This is a genomic window from Bradyrhizobium sp. CCBAU 45394, from assembly GCF_028128655.1.
Lineage (GTDB): Bacteria > Pseudomonadota > Alphaproteobacteria > Rhizobiales > Xanthobacteraceae > Bradyrhizobium > Bradyrhizobium diazoefficiens.
In genome coordinates this window covers 36,312-50,778 of record NZ_LBIX01000009.1, presented here as the reverse complement: position 1 = coordinate 50,778, position 14,467 = coordinate 36,312, and the positions used below count along the sequence as shown (strand labels likewise).

The following is a 14,467-nucleotide window of genomic DNA, read 5'->3' as shown; positions in this document are numbered from 1 at the left end:
ATCATGGCTCACCCAACGGAAGAGCAGATACGGAAGCGCGCGTTCGAATTGTGGGAGCAGGCGGGCAAACCTGAAGGACGCGAGAACGAGTTCTGGCAGCAAGCGCAGAGGGAATTGCGGGACGCAGAAGAGCAAGAGCGTGGTGATCCAAACAAAGGTGCCGACATTTAAATTCCGCGTCCCTTAATGTCTGACCAAGGCCGGGCGACCGGCAGCATCAGAGCTTGTGCGGCGTTTGCTGACCAACATACCTGCGGGGAAGAGGCCAGCCAGTTAGGCGGCCGCAATCCGGTGTGCGTCATTCGAGTTGGCAGTTCGTTGTGGTTGCATCACGTCATTCGAGCTGGCCGCGCACTCTTTGAAATGCTCCAGCAGAGCGGCGCTTGCCATGTGCTCCCAGAACTCCGCCTCCGCGAGCAGCTTCCAGCTTCTGTCAGGATGATGCGCGGCGCTCTGTCGGCACAGCAACGCCATCGCGCGCAAGCGCTGTACGGTTTCCACTCTGATCCTCCCGTGATTTTTCCGCGTTTTTTCCACCTTATTTTCCGTTTTCGCGTCAGTGTCATCATCATTATATCAAGAAACTATTTTTAGGTTGTTCGGAACGAGAAACCAGCAATCGATGCCGCGCTTGCTACGAATAACTTTCGCTTTTGCTTCACTTCGGCTCATTGCACGTGCGCCGCCTGTCGTTCCGTGATTGGAACCTTCTTGCCCCGCTAACAGTTGGCTTGCCTAAAAGCGAGGGTTCAGCATGACGCGCCTTAGGCTGAAGCACGCGACCACCCTTGAAGAACGTCTCGCCATGGATGCCAGCCAATCCAGAAAAAGAGCGATGAGCCTGCCGCCGGGCCAAGAACGGGAAGCTCTCCTCAGGAAAGCTCGGCGGGACGAGATGGCCGCGACCGTCACCAAGTGGTTGACGTTACCCCGTCCGCAGCTACCCCGCCGATAGCGCCACCGTCCGCAGACGTGGGCACTCCCAATCCATAAGTGCACTTCGACATCCTCGCCGAGGGGCGCGACGATCTGCGGAAGTTGTCCGCTGCATCTCGCACGAGCAATATGGAACGCCTACTTGCGCGGCGCCCACGATCTGCGCCACGGCAACTCGACAAGAACGCGCGTCTGCTTGAGTTACCTCCTAATCGTAGACGCCCCATCTACCGTTTGCTCGCAACGATCGGCATGATGCGCGGACTGTACGCCGTGAGGTAGAGACAATGAGCAATGACCGCCTCGTGCAGACACCGCCGATTGCTCACATCCGCAAAATTGGCATCGTCGGGACCGCAGCCCTAGTGTTCGGGCTAATGGTCGCTTCCACCGCCCTTGGAGCAGGAACGCGCATCTCTGATGCCTTCGAACCGTTCGAGAAATCACCGAATGAGCGCGTCGCCCAAGCCTTCGAGGACATTAATGACCTCGCGTCCATCACTGACGAGCTGAAGACTGCGCTGGCGTTGCTGAGCCAGAGCGTGCAGGGCCCGCAGAAGCCGCCTGTTCAGGCTCAAGGCAATGAATGACCTGATGGTTAGCAAACAGCGACATGGCGGGCGGACCATCCACTTTGGGTGGGCCAAGGGCAACCCTCGATTTCGTAGGCGTGAAGGCGTCGGATGGTGATCGCGGGCAGGTACCACCCGTAATTTTCCCAAGTGCTGGTAACCAGGCGCACTGGTTAAGTGGCGGCAGGTTGAGCGCCACACCATGAAAACACCGAAGCCAAAGCAATGGGCCGAGCAGGAAGTTCGACGATTAGTCAGGCTCGCCCGGCAGGGAGTTGGCGCATCGAAGATAGCTGCCGAGCTGGGCCGACACGCCGGATCAGTGAGGCGAATGGCGCGAACAGTGGGAATACTGTTGAAGAAGTAGCCCTGCGCCTCCCTGCGGAGAGCATGTTCACGCCGCCGCGCTTACTCATCGGAAAGAGCCTATCGGGAAGCTAGCGCGACGTAGGCTTCAATCGAAGGCAGCGAGATTTCACATGTTCCAAATTCGAAACCCGGTGTCTGAGAGATGATCCAGCACCAACGGCCCGTATAACCACTGTAATCCTATTTAGGCTTTTGGGTTACTTACGTTTCGCCTTAAGTTCGCTGAGCTGGAAGTTGGGAGCGCGGTCGCGCTCTGTAGGTGAAATCTCCGTCAGCCTTAAGGTGTCCGGCTGGCCGTTTGAGAGCTTCCTGACATGACCAATTATTCATACGCCACTGATCGACAATCCCCTCGGCGCCGGAAGCACCCAGCCGAGGAGTCAGAAATTGAGGGTGCATCCCTCGATATTGTATGCGCCAAACCCAAGATGGGAGGTTTCCATGCGCATTATTCAAGCATCAGCATTAGCCTTTTGTCTGCTCATCGCCGCTCCGGCGATAACGCTCGCCGCTGACGCCAAGGCCGACGTCGAGAAAGCCTACGTCACCTTTGATGCTGCATTCAACAAACAGGACGCGAAGGCCGTCGCTGCCAACTATGTCCCAACCGCCAAGGTGCTGCCGCCGACGCACGAAGTCGCGTCAGGCCCGGCGGAGATCGAAAAGTTCTTTGCCGGGTTTTTCGCGAATGGTGTGACCGGCCACAAGCTGGAGGTTATCGACGCGGGCGGAGACGACAAGGTCGTCGTCGGCACAGCTAAGTGGAGCGCCACGGGCAAGGACAAGGAGGGCAAACCGGCTCCCTTCAGTGGACTTGCCATGCACGTCTTCGAACGCCAAGCGGATGGTTCGTTAAAGCTGAGGTTTCATACCTTCAATTGAGTTGGTCGTACCCACGACCGGCAGTAGCTCGCGCGCTTCCCGAGCCGCTAGGAATCGATAATTTGCAAGGTGCTCACGACGGCACTTTGATCTCGGCATGCCTCGTCCTGTTCGACGCCACACGCCTGCACACGTTCACGGCCGCCCCGTCAAGATCACCTTCGGCGAGATGCGCGAAATGGGCTTCGGTGGCGTCCTGGTCTACTGCCATTGCGGCCATCACGTTGCTCTGGATGCCGACCATTGGCTTGACAAGGTAAGGCTATCGGATCTCGAGCCGCGATTTGTCTGCCAGGGCTGTGGGTCTCGCGGTGCCGACGTTCGGCCGGACTTCGACTGGAACGCCAAAGCGCCTGTCGGTGGCTTGGGCTAATTGATGCCACTTGAAAGACGGCCCCGGCCGTGGGGGGCTTTTGAGGTGTGGAAGGCCGGGGCCGCTGGAGGTGCTGGACTGCGTCGATCCAGCGACCCGAGCCTAGGAAAATTCGGCATTCAGCTCTGTTCGCTTTCAAACCTTGGCAGTACAGTTCCCCTCAGGGAACGGAATAGCTGCAATGAAAGACATGCAGGCTCAATTGGAAAAGCTCCGCACAGATGCCGCCGAGTGCGCCCTCATCCGTGACTTGGCGACCGACCCGAAGAAACGAGAGCTTTTTACGAAGCTGGCTGATCACCTGACGGTTCTCGCCGCAGAAGTTGAACGCGCAATCGCGGAAAGCGTGAAGAGGACCTGATGAAGGCGGGCTGGGGGCGGCCTTTCGAGGAGGCAGATCAGGGTCAGGGCCCACCAACGGCGCTTTGACGCATCGGGAAAAATCGGCAATACTCGCCGTATGGTTGCTCTCGATGAGATTGCAGATGCCAGCCGCCGCGAAGCTGACCGCGCGCATCGACTGAGATTAGAGGGTCTGGTCGAGGACATCCGGAAGACCATAGAGGGACCGAGCAGCGCCAAAAAGAAGGTGGCGCGGATCAGAGAGCTACTCGCCGTCCAGGGCTATCGCGCCCAAGAGTAGGCCCGCCAGCTTGAAACCGACCACCACCTGAGGCGGCCTTACTTCCAGAACGTCAGCACTGCTAGCGCCACCACAGGCGTGAGCCCTAAACAGATAATGGCGATACGAACTAGTATCTCGCTCCACATGGCCGGGGAAAAATAGCACCTGCAACTTGGTCGCACAATCCAAAATTGTACGCCAATTGGGCCCGCCAGCGTAACCGGCGGGCATGAGCCTGGCGATTCGAACTTTCGCTGAAGGCCGTGCGGCACATCACCGTTACATCGTTGGTGGGTTCAAGGCCTTGAGACCCGCCGCTTTCAACGCGTCGGTTGAGAGCTGTCCATGTGCCGCAGCATCGAGCAGCTTCGAGGCAACGTACGCTCTGGCGCCCGTCTCGCTTACAGGAATATTTTCGCAAACTTCCTCGAGCACCGCCCTGAGCAGCGCAGTCATTTCAGCATTAAACACACCTAACTCCCGAAATTGAGAGGATGCTGAACGCTGCACAATCGGAGTATATTCGCTCGGCAGAGTTCGCCGCGTATTCCGGTCTGGGCTCTGAAATCCCAGCACCTGCCAAACCGGCACCTGTCTGTCAAAGTAATGTGACAGCTTCCCCGCCGATCTGGTGGTCCGGCCCGCCAAGCGGAGAGCCCTCAGTCCGACGTCCAGCCGTCCCATCGCAGCCGACTCCGGCGCCGAGATCTCGTCTGCGCTACAAGCCTTCATCGCCGCTAACGCCACAAAGCGCTTCGACATGCAGCTAGCGCTGCCCTGGCGGGGTCGGCCTGATGTCCAACGAGGAAAAGCCCCTGGCCGCCGGTGCAATGGCCACGACGTGCGCCAACTGTGACGATCGCGGCTGGGTTTGCGAGAACCATCAGGACCGTCCCTGGGACGACCCGCGCGCATGCACCTGTGGCGGCGCTGGCGCGCCCTGCCCGGCCTGCAGCGTTACCGACGAAGGTAAAGTGCCGCGGATGCCGAAGGCTTTCGGGTGGAGGTCGACAAGGACGGCTGGCGGCACTGAAATGCCTTGTGAGCGGCCCCAAGCGCCTTCGGGGCTGGAGGCGAGACGCCGGGACCGCCACGACGCACCGGCTCAAGGCTGGGCGCCGCCGACATTCTCCGCCCCTCGATTCATCGCTGGCCCTAACAAATGTATGGTGCCCTAGATTAACTTTGTAGGCCAACCGTCGCCCTGTGCAACGCGATCAGTGTTCCTTCGCGGAACAGCGCCGACGGGATACTATTGAAACAATCGGCTACTCTCATTGCCCCAACCGGGCGCGACGTTTGCATCCCTGTTCAATTTTCAAAACAACAGATCACGGCTTATCTTGCGGTTTTTCGGGCTCTCCATTCGGTAGGACAGCATCAATTATGCGCTTCAGCGCATCCAGCGAACAGGGTTTGATGAGGACAGGCATTCCTTCAAATCCGTCGGGCACGCCTGCGCTGCCGTAACCACTCAAGAAGAAGAGAGGCAGCCCTCGGCTCTTTACTACCTCGGCAACTGGATGCACGTTGATCCCCTGCAAATTGATGTCGAGGATCGCGAGATCTCGGCTAGCTTTGTCATGCAGGCGCTGCGGATGAATTCCTGCACGCCGGGGTCGGCGAACACGCATGGCATGAGCTACCTCAGTCGGGAAAAAGAGGTAATGGAACTCGACTTCAACTCGCCGCTGCGTGGTTTAGCGGCGCAAGCCACACGTTTCCCAGGCGGCGCAAAAGCAGACATCGTGGGATGTCCGAGTTGGATCGAAAGCAGCGGTGGACGCCAAGTTGGATCGGCGCCCGGTTTGCCCCTGACAACCGACGTGACACGCGCTCAATGACCTTCGGCTAAGGGCCAGTTGCAGACGTCAAACCATTTTACTCCGGCCGCATTTTGTCAATCAGGCGTTTGTCTTTAGCTTCCGTGTTTCTTGGATAGCTCTGTTCTTCGATACAGGCCTGCCGCAATTTGTCCCCATTGTAGCAAAGGCTCCGTTGATCGCCGCTGGTGGGGCGCGCTCGCGGAAGGATTTCTAGAGATCCCCTCTTAGGATTTTCCTGCCCGCCGCGGTCTGGGACATCGCATCCTTGCAGGGATCTCTCAACTCAGCCATGTGCAATTTTATGCAGGCCCTGATACCGCCGGTGCCCGGCACAATACCGGCGCACAGCTTCGCAACGTCGGCCTTGCACACCTTTCCGGCCACGGCAACCGTGAGCAAGCGTTCCTCGCAGGCTGGTGACAGGTCGGTCAAATGCGACTTTATGCAGGACTTGATCCTGCCTTCGCCGGGCTGAATGCCGGCGCACAGTGTCTTGATATCGTTGGCGCAGGGCTTGCCCGCTTGCTGTGCCACGGCGGCAGAGCCTGACCAAAGCAGCGCTGTCAATATAACAAGCCCGGATCGCATTCCTGCCATCTTAGATTCCTCTGGGATACAAAAAGGGCAGATTGGGGATGATATCCGAAAGTCGGCCGCAAGGCGATTCGTTCCGGAGGACGGATCAGCGTAGCCGGCTATCTGGGCGGGACGGAGCGCCGCGTCAATCCGCTCGACGTCTTCCGCAAGCAGGCCATGGGTCAAACTGGGAAGTCCGGGCGCTCAGCCGGCAGGTCAGCTTTGCCCCCAACTCCAGACAAGCCGCTGCATCGGACTAACTGACGCGATGGGCCATGTGTGGACGGCTCCGGGTTGGCAAGGAGAATCTTCACTTTGCAGCATTGGTCGGAGCAGCCATGTGTTCGGCCTGTTCGCGCGGTACCCATGACCGCTGGCCATAATGCCCTCCGCGGATCAGATCCCGGTCAAAAGCACGCATTCGATGATGCTGTGGCCCATGTGGGTTGTCCTGATCGCCGGATCGACCGGCACTGCATTACGTGCTGTTCGCCCTCCCAACCGTTACGTCACACTGGGCTGTCCGGTGTGATTTCGTTTACGCCGCAAGAGCGGCGGGTTCCTTGTAGCCTTCATTCCTCGCCATCATCGCCCATGCCATCCTCGCGAGTTTGTTGGCGAGCGCAATTGCGGCGACCTTGGTTGGTCGGCGCGCCAACAGCGCGGTGAGCCAGGGCCGATGCTGGGTGCCGTGGATCTTGGCATAGCGGATCACGGCGAGTGCGCCTGCCGTGAACAGGCTGCGCAAATAGCGATCGCCTTGCTTGCTGATACTGCCAAGCTTGTCCTTACCCCCGCTCGAGTTCTGCTTCGGCACAAGCCCGACCCAGGCCGAGAAATCCCTCCCTGATCGGAAGGCTTCTGGGTCAGCAATGCTGGCGACAAGGGCCGTGGCCAGCGCCGGCCCGACGCCGGGGATCGCATCCAGCCGCTTGCTCGTCGCATTTGATCGATGCCAGGCGATGATGCGTCTGTCGAACTCCAGTATCTGAGCCTTCAGTGCTCGCAACTGACTGCCGAGAGCAGCAAGACATGCACGGCCGACCTCTGGAAGCCGGCGGTCGGCTGTATCGGCGACGACTTCCAGCAGCTGCTCGACACCCCTGCGTCCGACAGGGGCGACGATCCCGAACTCGGCAAGATAGGCGCGGATCGAGTTGATCACGGCTGTCTGCTGGCGAATGAAGAGATGGCGCGCCCGGTGAAGCATCAGACAGCTCTGTTGCTCGACCGTCTTGGTCGGCACGAACCGCATGTTGGGTCTCGTAACCGCCTCACAAATCGCTTCCGCGTCCGTGGCATCGTTCTTCTGCCGCTTGACGTAGGGTCTCACATAAGCCGGAGGCATCAATCGCACCGAATGCCCCAACGCCTGCAGCTCGCGGGACCAATAGTGTGACGACGCGCAAGCCTCGATCCCGACGAGGCATGGGGCAGCTTCTGGAAGAACGCCAGGACGTGCCGACGCCTCAACTGACGGCGTATGACCACCTGGCCGGCTGTATCAACGCCATGCACTTGAAAGACCGACTTCGCGATATCCAGACCGATTGTCGAAATTGACTGCATAGCTTGCTCCTCCGAATCGTGGGAGCCTCAAACGGCGCCCACTCCTTGGCACTCTCGTGCCCGTGGAGGAGCCGTCCACAGCATCACAAGCCGACGTAGGCTAGGTGCGCGAGCGTCGACAATCGGCACGCCCTTAGCCGCAACATAGACTGTCTCGCTTTCCCGCCAGCCTGGGTCTTGAAGCCATTGACCCGCGCGCTTACTCGCAGTCCTGGTCGGCCGCCGTAACCTTTTTCTGAGACGGTGCGGGCTCGGCCGTGCCTGCCGTTGCCTTCTTTGATTGTTCAGTGGGCGCGGGACGGGTCTGCTCGACGGTGCCTGCCGTCCGATCCGGTGACTGCGCAGAGGGTGCGGGGTGGGTAGCCTTTGATTGTTCGGCAGCGGTGGGCTGGCTCTGCATCTGGCGCTGCGCATCTTCCGACGACGTTGCGGTATTCTCCGAGCCTTTGCTCATCGAAGATGTCGGCGGTTGCTGCCTGGAATCAGTTGCTGTGGAACCAGTGGTTTGTCCCGTATAGCCCGGGACATTCCCTGATCCTGCATCGCGGCTCACCGTGGTGCAGGGACCGGCATAAACGGAGTTGGCGCTGAAGGCGAGCACCGCACCTAAGATCATAAGTCTGTTAGCGATCATAAGCCCTTCTCCTTTAAACTCTCTGGACGATTGAACAAAAGGATGGCGCCTTTCGTTCCCGACTCGCGAGAGAGCCAACATTGGCGAGTGGCTGAGTTCACCGGGGTAAAATCGCCTACCTAAAGTAAGGCCGCTCAGTTGGCGGCCTCATTATCCTCGTCTTTTGCCCACTTCGCCTTTCGATACAGGTTTTCGCCATGGGATCGGAGCTGGAGGTTGTTTGAATCGATGTCGACGACGATAGATTGATGATTGACGTGCGACATGTTCTCCGAAGCTAGGAACCCCCCTGGAGCGGCCAAGTTAAGCCAAAAACCTACCTGTGAGGGAGACGAAGCCATGGCCCGCGCAACAGCCCATCCGGATCATCAATGCATCTCAAGCGAAGACATTCAAGGGACCGAAGTTTATGGAGCAGATGGAAAGAACATCGGTGAGATTGATCACCTCATTATCGACAAGGTGTCAGGTCGTGTGGCCTATGCCGTCATGAGCTTTGGCGGATTTGTTGGGTTGGGCCACAGCCATTACCCCATTCCTTGGGGAGCTCTAACATACGATACGTCGCTTAGTGGTTTTCGAACCAATATCACCGAACAACAGCTGAAGGACGCGCCTGAGTTCAGTGATGACTCGTGGCAGGATCGAGACTGGGAAACGCGGACCCACCAGTACTACGGGACACCTAGTTACTGGGAGTCGCGAGGTGGCTTAATACGCTAGGCAGCGCATGAGCCAGCCAACCCATTAAAAGGCCCGCAGTGTTGAAAACACTGTGGGTCTTTTTGTGGCCAGCTGGATGTCCGCTTAGGATCCAGCAGCTGATTTGACGGCATCGATTTTGGCGGTCCGCTATGGGCCACAACCAGACCTCAATCAACGTAGGGCGTGCCCCCTGCGGCCGCGAAGCAAAGCCTTCCACACCAGGTCGGCCTAAGTGGGAACTGCCTCGATAACCTGGAAGTGCGAGCCCGCGCGAGTCGTGCTGCGCGTTTCGAATCCGGCCATTCGACACAGCGCGGAATACTCGTCGTAGGTCCGTTCTAGCGCACCGAGCATGACGAGCATATTGAGATCACTGAATTTCGAGATTAGCCCCTCGTTCGGCGGCTCCACGACACGTTCAACGAGCAGCAATCTGGCATCAGCCGTCATGGCACGACGGCAGGTCTTCAGAATGGAAATTGCTTCCTCGTCATCCCAATCGTGGATGACCGCCCGCATCACGTAGGCGTCAGCACCCTCCGGGATGGTTTCAAAGAAACTGCCATCAACCACTTCGCATCTGTCGGCGACACCATGTCGCTTCAGAACTTCGGCCGCCTTGACTACTACGTGCGGCTGATCGAACAGCGTTCCGCGCAGGCTCTTGTTTGCGGCGAGAATTCCCGCCAGCAGTTGGCCTTGACCACCCCCGATGTCCGCGACGTGACGAAAGCGGCTGAAGTCGTAGGCGGCGATGGTAGCCTCGATGGCGCCGCGAGAATTGGCCGTCATGGCACGGTTGAAAATCGCGTTCTCATCTGAACGGGTGCTACGATACTCCCAGACGCTCTGACCGTTGAGGTGCCGAAAGGCGTTCTCGCCGGTGCGGACGCTGTGTTCAAGGTGGCCCCAGGCCTGCCAGGCATAAGGTCGGCCAGGCTGAACACCTTGCAGTGCTCGCATCCGCAGTGGAGCAGGCTATCGGTGAGAGCACGGGCAGCGACATCGCTCCTGATCTGCCGCCCAGGCCGCAATAATGTGGCGCCGCTTGACCGGGTCGCCTTAAGCTCCATCTCGTAATCGGGCATCGAATGCCTATTTTTCCCACATGCGTTCATTTGAGTTTTGCCTGCCGAGCAAGGGCATTTCGGTCCCGGCCGGCCCCGATTGGCTCCATGAGGTGAAGTACGACGGCTATCGCCTCCGTCTGGAGCGCGATGGCGACCGCGTGCGCCTGATCACGCGCGGCGGTTACAACTGGGCCGACCGATATCCTTGGATCACGGAGGCCGCGCGCAAGGTCCGCCAGAAGCACTTCGTGCTCGATGGCGAAGCGGTAGTGCTGGGCGTCGATGGTACCTCAGATTTCAACGCGCTTCACTCGCGCAAGCACGATGATGAGGTTCAGTTTTGCGCCTTCGATATTCTCGCCGAAAGTGGCGACGACCTCCGCATGCTTCCGCTGTCGATGCGAAAGGCGAATTTGGAGCGCTTGCTGGCGCGGCGTCCTGAAGGCGTGTTCGTCAATCCGTTTGAGCGGGGCGAGCTTGGGCCTGAACTGTTTCGCGCTGCCTGCAAGATCGGCCTTGAAGGATTAGTATCGAAACGCCGCGACCGGCCGTATCAGGCCGGGCGCAGCAAGTATTGGGTCAAAGTGAGAAACCGTAGTCACCCGGCGATGGAGCGAGTGCTTGACGCATTCGCATGATGACCTTAAGGCGAGAACCCAAATCACGCCGGAGACGATCAAGTGGCAAAAAAGACTAAGAGCAAGCGCAAAGAGTACACCAAGGACGACGTCAAACAGCTCAAGGCACATTCCAAGGCCCGCACCCCGGTGGCGAAGCTCTCAAAGCTGATGAAACGATCCGAGGGCTCGTTGCGTCAGAAGGCTCTCAGCCTTGGACTTGGGCTAGGCCATCAGCGTTAAGCGAAAGGCCCCGGCGTGCTTCACTCGCCGGGGCCTTCCTAGGATCATACCGTGACCCTTGGAACCCTTAAGCCTTGAAGAAGGTCGCAAGAGAAAACACGACAGCCAGAACAACGGTGATACCGATGGCTGTCAAGGCGGCCTGATTGGTTGAAACGTCGCGCATATCAAAGCCTCCGTCAGTTGGACACCCCTAGCACCGTCAAGGAGCGCTTGTTGTGGCCCGGCGTTTGAAACTCGATGGCTTGACCAACCGACAGGCCGATCAACGCAGCGCCGACGGGCGTAAGAACCGAGACGCGTTTTAATGTTATGTCCGCTTCATGCGGATACACCAACACCACGTCCCGGACTTCACCGGTCTTCTCATCGCAGTACCGGACCTGCGAGCCCATGCGGACCACCCCTCGCAGTTCGGAATTGTTCGCCACCACGCTTGCACGCTCTATCTCCCGCGCAAGGAAATGGGCCACGCGCGGAAAGAGTACCGCGCTCGAACTGGCCAGAGCGCTTAAACGCCTGGCCTCATCCTCCAACACTGTGACGGGCGGCAACACGATTTCAGGCTTGTCCTTGTAAGTAGTCTTGCTCATCACTTCTCTCCCTTCTTTAGGCGGCTGATGGTCCCGGATCATCGTCATCGAAAAGCGTTCTGTCCGGGAACGTGTGATTGCTAAACAGAACCCCGACAACATCATTCGGATCACCTCGACTGACGCGTTCGATCCTGACGACGTTGGTGCGCCCGAAGGCAAAGAAGGGAATTTCACTTCCGACCTTCAGCCCCACCAATGCTGCGCCCAACGGTGACATCACGGGGATTTGGGTTCACTCGGACGTGTAGTCTTCGGGATACACCAGTTGCCTCGTCTCACGCGGGAAACCCCAGTTGATCCAGAACGTCACCCACGAACCCATGGTGACGACGCTATCCAATCTGGCTGCGCGATCAGGGACGACTTCCGCACGGTTGATCTCACTCAACAGAAAACGTGCGTCCACGTGGCCTTGATTTGCTCCCACGTGCGCGAGCCTTTCCAAGCGGCGATGGTCAGACGCCGGAAGAGTGACGTTCGGGAAAAGCGGGTTGTTCACGACATGCCTCCTTGTTGGCTTCCCTCCCGGGAGAGCCACACACCAAATCTGATTGATGAAGGAAGGGGGTAAATCCGGACGGCACCAACTGCCGTCCGGCTAAGCTCCTGCTTGGAGCCGTCCGGCATGCAAGCAACGCCGCGCAACGCGCGGGTCGATGTCGAGGACGTGGATCATGTCCTAGCCAACATAGGACCTTCCGTTGTCCTTGTAACGCGACCAAAGAGCGCACACGCATGGAAGGCGTTGCACCGGCCTGTTCTAGCATCCAGCACGGATGCGCCCAAAGCAATGGCCCCAACGATGTTGCACGTCGGGGCCCTTCAGGATCATCAGGCCGGTTACATCCGCCGTGCCTTACGATCCTTGATGTCGTCGATTACCGCACGCGATCTGGCGCAGACCGTGGCAAGGCTGCGGTATCAGCGTGATCACATGCGGCGCGAAAGCGCTCGGCGACCAGCTCCGCCTTGCGCCACTCGGCTCGCCGCCGGCGCTCGGCCGCCAACTGTAGACCCGCGACCGTAGTTGCGATCACGTCGTCGATCTCCGCTCCCGTCAAGGTACGACGAATTTTCAGCACAATGCTCAAGGCCATGATGATCGGACCATGGGGCGGCAAGAGGTCGTGGGCTTGCTGCTCGCAGAATGCCAGGAAACGCTCGACCGCCTCCGCCGACTTGCAGACCAATGACGCGAGCGCGACCGCTTGCTCAACGTCACTAACAGACGGCACGGGCTCTCCTGGCAGAAGCATGCGCTCTGCGACGGATGCCGCAGCCAGTTCGATGCAGCGGTCAAGCACGCGCAAGTACACGTCTGCGGCATCGCTGCGATCTTCGCCCTCCTGCGGCATCAAATCCTGCAAATTGTCGCACAACTCTGGCACATCATCGCCGTCGTCATCGCTACCGAAGGCGACGCTGTGACGCGGCCCCCACACCAATCCGCCGTACTGGCCGGTCGGATCAGGATTGATTGTCGCTCCGCCGAGCGGTTTGCCAAGCAAGCAAGCGGCCACGGCGTGACCGGCCTCATGAATAGCAATCCGCTCGTCCTCACCAAAGCAATGAAAAGCCGTGTTTGCCCAGCCATCCTAACACGGCCGAGCAGACGAGAGAAAACAGGCCGGCCCACAGCCAAGAACGCCCACGGACTGCATTGATAGATCTTAGATACAGGACTGCGCCAAGCAATGTGCCGTAGTTCTTCCTGAAGTCTCCATTGAGCTTCGCAATCTTGGACAGCTCGGAAGAAGTCTCGACTTCAGCCGCCATGGCGCTGGTTCCTATCACGACAGTTAGAGCCAGCGCCTTATGAACCACTGTTTTGCCCGACAGAGCAAGCGGAATTTCGGTATATCGAAAGCCTCCTTTTTCGACTCGAGGTGCGCGCGTTTTCCACACCCACGACCGGCAGTAGCTCGCGCGCTTCCCGAGCCGCTAGGAATCGATAATTTGCAAGGTGCTCACGACGGCGCTTTGATCTCGGCATGCCTCGTCCTGTTCGACGCCACACGCCCGCGCATGTTGACGGCCGTCCCGTCAAGATCACCTTCGGCGAGATGCGCGAAATGGGCTTGCGTGGCGTCCTGGTTTATTGCCATTGCGGCCATCACGTTGCCTGGGATGCCGACCGTTGGCCTGACAATGTAAGGCTATCGGATCTCGAGCCGCGATTTGTCTGCCAGGGCTGCGGATCTCGCGGTGCCGACGTTCGGCCGGACTTCGAGCGGGGCAACCCGCAGTTTGCAATCATGGGGTACCGAAACATGCAATGATCAAAGGCTGGGGGCGCCCTTTCGAGGAGCCGATCGAGGTCGATGGTCGCAGCCTAGCCACGCTGCGCGAGGCCGGCGAGTACATCGCTGGGCTGCCGAAGAAAGAGCATAATGCGCCCGAGTGGCGCGCGGCGATGGAAGCCTTGCTCCTGGTGGTCGAGCGCGGCGGGCCGACGATGTTCGCCCGTATCGGGGTCATGCGGGCGCTGAACCGACACTACGTCCCGGAGCTCAATCCCAAGGGCAAGGAACCGCATTGGGGACGACGCAAGCTGAAGCGGGATCAATGAAGAAGCCGCCAACTGAGGCGGCCTCAATGCAGCAGCCTCTGACGGAGCTTCCTGATGATCTCCCGGAGTTCAGCAGCGTACTCTTCAACGGCCTGCCGCACCTCATCCAAGCGCGTCGGTCGAGGAGGTTGCGGCTTAGCTGAATCCGACTTGTCGGATTGGTTCATGGCCCCAGCGAGCGGGCGGGACCAAGCGGGGTCATTGAGCTAAATCAAAGACCGACGGCGACGGCTACATCGGCGGCCGCAACCGCACAGAGGGGGCAGCGAAAAAATCAACTAGGCGATTCACATATGTGGTTGCGA

Annotated in this window: 21 protein-coding genes and 1 pseudogene; 11 read left to right on the top strand and 11 right to left on the bottom strand. The window is 59.1% G+C overall.

Going from position 1 to position 14,467, the window contains the following annotated elements; translation table 11 throughout:
• The first annotated feature begins 3 nt into the window (after window positions 1–3).
• Complete coding sequence (locus tag WN73_RS06325; protein ID WP_074076877.1) at window positions 4–171, top strand: DUF2934 domain-containing protein; 168 nt, start codon at window positions 4–6, stop codon at window positions 169–171.
• A gap of 102 nt (window positions 172–273) precedes the next feature.
• Here the strand turns inward: WN73_RS06325 and WN73_RS06320 are convergent, their stop codons facing one another.
• Entirely contained in the window at window positions 274–501 is a 228-nt protein-coding gene (locus tag WN73_RS06320) for a hypothetical protein (RefSeq protein ID WP_039184679.1), read from the bottom strand.
• A 722-nt stretch (window positions 502–1,223) separates the two neighbouring features.
• Between WN73_RS06320 and WN73_RS06315 the strand changes: the two genes are divergently transcribed.
• From WN73_RS06315 to WN73_RS06300, 4 genes are all read left to right on the top strand, one after another.
• A complete protein-coding gene (locus WN73_RS06315; protein ID WP_039184681.1) occupies window positions 1,224–1,526 on the top strand; it encodes a hypothetical protein in 303 nt (100 codons plus the stop codon).
• Window positions 1,527–2,318: 792 nt separating this feature from the next.
• Window positions 2,319–2,759: a YybH family protein gene (locus WN73_RS06310; protein WP_028171523.1), complete on the top strand. Its 441-nt coding sequence runs from the start codon at window positions 2,319–2,321 to the stop codon at window positions 2,757–2,759.
• A 97-nt stretch (window positions 2,760–2,856) separates the two neighbouring features.
• On the top strand, window positions 2,857–3,132 hold the full coding sequence (locus WN73_RS06305; protein ID WP_074076875.1) for a hypothetical protein: 276 nt from the start codon (window positions 2,857–2,859) through the stop codon (window positions 3,130–3,132).
• Between the two features lie 181 nt (window positions 3,133–3,313).
• Window positions 3,314–3,493, top strand: a complete 180-nt coding sequence (locus tag WN73_RS06300) for a hypothetical protein (RefSeq protein WP_039184683.1) — start codon at window positions 3,314–3,316, stop codon at window positions 3,491–3,493.
• A 543-nt stretch (window positions 3,494–4,036) separates the two neighbouring features.
• Here the strand turns inward: WN73_RS06300 and WN73_RS44515 are convergent.
• Window positions 4,037–4,519, bottom strand: a complete 483-nt coding sequence (locus tag WN73_RS44515) for a hypothetical protein (RefSeq protein WP_249793071.1) — start codon at window positions 4,517–4,519, stop codon at window positions 4,037–4,039.
• 761 nt (window positions 4,520–5,280) lie between these two features.
• Between WN73_RS44515 and WN73_RS06290 the strand changes: the two genes are divergently transcribed.
• Window positions 5,281–5,601, top strand: coding sequence for a hypothetical protein (locus WN73_RS06290; RefSeq protein WP_162185842.1), 321 nt, complete (start codon window positions 5,281–5,283; stop codon window positions 5,599–5,601).
• 192 nt (window positions 5,602–5,793) lie between these two features.
• Here WN73_RS06290 and WN73_RS06285 read toward each other — a convergent pair whose 3' ends face one another.
• From WN73_RS06285 to WN73_RS06275, 3 genes and pseudogenes are all read right to left on the bottom strand, one after another.
• Window positions 5,794–6,180 carry a cysteine rich repeat-containing protein gene (locus WN73_RS06285; protein WP_129557623.1) on the bottom strand — a complete coding sequence of 129 codons (387 nt, stop codon included), beginning with the start codon at window positions 6,178–6,180 and terminating at the stop codon, window positions 5,794–5,796.
• Window positions 6,181–6,697: 517 nt separating this feature from the next.
• Window positions 6,698–7,728: pseudogene (locus tag WN73_RS06280) on the bottom strand (IS110 family transposase).
• 199 nt (window positions 7,729–7,927) lie between these two features.
• Window positions 7,928–8,362: a hypothetical protein gene (locus WN73_RS06275; protein WP_271552112.1), complete on the bottom strand. Its 435-nt coding sequence runs from the start codon at window positions 8,360–8,362 to the stop codon at window positions 7,928–7,930.
• A gap of 339 nt (window positions 8,363–8,701) precedes the next feature.
• Between WN73_RS06275 and WN73_RS06270 the strand changes: the two genes are divergently transcribed.
• Window positions 8,702–9,085, top strand: a complete 384-nt coding sequence (locus WN73_RS06270) for a PRC-barrel domain-containing protein (protein ID WP_074077689.1) — start codon at window positions 8,702–8,704, stop codon at window positions 9,083–9,085.
• Window positions 9,086–9,295: 210 nt separating this feature from the next.
• Here WN73_RS06270 and WN73_RS06265 read toward each other — a convergent pair whose 3' ends face one another.
• On the bottom strand, window positions 9,296–10,030 hold the full coding sequence (locus tag WN73_RS06265) for a methyltransferase (RefSeq protein WP_271552111.1): 735 nt from the start codon (window positions 10,028–10,030) through the stop codon (window positions 9,296–9,298).
• Window positions 10,031–10,175: 145 nt separating this feature from the next.
• On the opposite strand from WN73_RS06265, the gene WN73_RS06260 reads away from it, so the two are divergent.
• Complete coding sequence (locus WN73_RS06260; RefSeq protein ID WP_060912330.1) at window positions 10,176–10,775, top strand: ATP-dependent DNA ligase; 600 nt, start codon at window positions 10,176–10,178, stop codon at window positions 10,773–10,775.
• Window positions 10,776–10,817: 42 nt separating this feature from the next.
• Window positions 10,818–10,997, top strand: a complete 180-nt coding sequence (locus WN73_RS06255; RefSeq protein ID WP_028171517.1) for a hypothetical protein — start codon at window positions 10,818–10,820, stop codon at window positions 10,995–10,997.
• Between the two features lie 179 nt (window positions 10,998–11,176).
• Here WN73_RS06255 and rnk read toward each other — a convergent pair whose 3' ends face one another.
• From rnk to WN73_RS06230, 5 genes are all read right to left on the bottom strand, one after another.
• Complete coding sequence (rnk, locus tag WN73_RS06250; protein ID WP_039185241.1) at window positions 11,177–11,590, bottom strand: nucleoside diphosphate kinase regulator; 414 nt, start codon at window positions 11,588–11,590, stop codon at window positions 11,177–11,179.
• A gap of 16 nt (window positions 11,591–11,606) precedes the next feature.
• Window positions 11,607–11,801 (bottom strand): hypothetical protein, encoded by a 195-nt coding sequence (locus WN73_RS06245; RefSeq protein ID WP_129557624.1) that lies wholly within the window; start codon window positions 11,799–11,801, stop codon window positions 11,607–11,609.
• 24 nt (window positions 11,802–11,825) lie between these two features.
• A complete protein-coding gene (locus WN73_RS06240; RefSeq protein ID WP_157862135.1) occupies window positions 11,826–12,092 on the bottom strand; it encodes a hypothetical protein in 267 nt (88 codons plus the stop codon).
• 379 nt (window positions 12,093–12,471) lie between these two features.
• Complete coding sequence (locus WN73_RS06235; RefSeq protein ID WP_162185843.1) at window positions 12,472–13,101, bottom strand: hypothetical protein; 630 nt, start codon at window positions 13,099–13,101, stop codon at window positions 12,472–12,474.
• Between the two features lie 49 nt (window positions 13,102–13,150).
• Window positions 13,151–13,369 carry a hypothetical protein gene (locus WN73_RS06230; RefSeq protein WP_271552110.1) on the bottom strand — a complete coding sequence of 73 codons (219 nt, stop codon included), beginning with the start codon at window positions 13,367–13,369 and terminating at the stop codon, window positions 13,151–13,153.
• Window positions 13,370–13,584: 215 nt separating this feature from the next.
• Here WN73_RS06230 and WN73_RS44510 point away from each other — a divergent pair, with 215 nt between their 5' ends.
• Window positions 13,585–13,872 (top strand): hypothetical protein, encoded by a 288-nt coding sequence (locus tag WN73_RS44510; protein ID WP_011087938.1) that lies wholly within the window; start codon window positions 13,585–13,587, stop codon window positions 13,870–13,872.
• Window positions 13,869–14,162: a hypothetical protein gene (locus tag WN73_RS06225; protein ID WP_271552109.1), complete on the top strand. Its 294-nt coding sequence runs from the start codon at window positions 13,869–13,871 to the stop codon at window positions 14,160–14,162. Before WN73_RS44510 ends, WN73_RS06225 begins: the two co-directional genes overlap by 4 nt.
• Window positions 14,163–14,467: the final 305 nt, after the last annotated feature.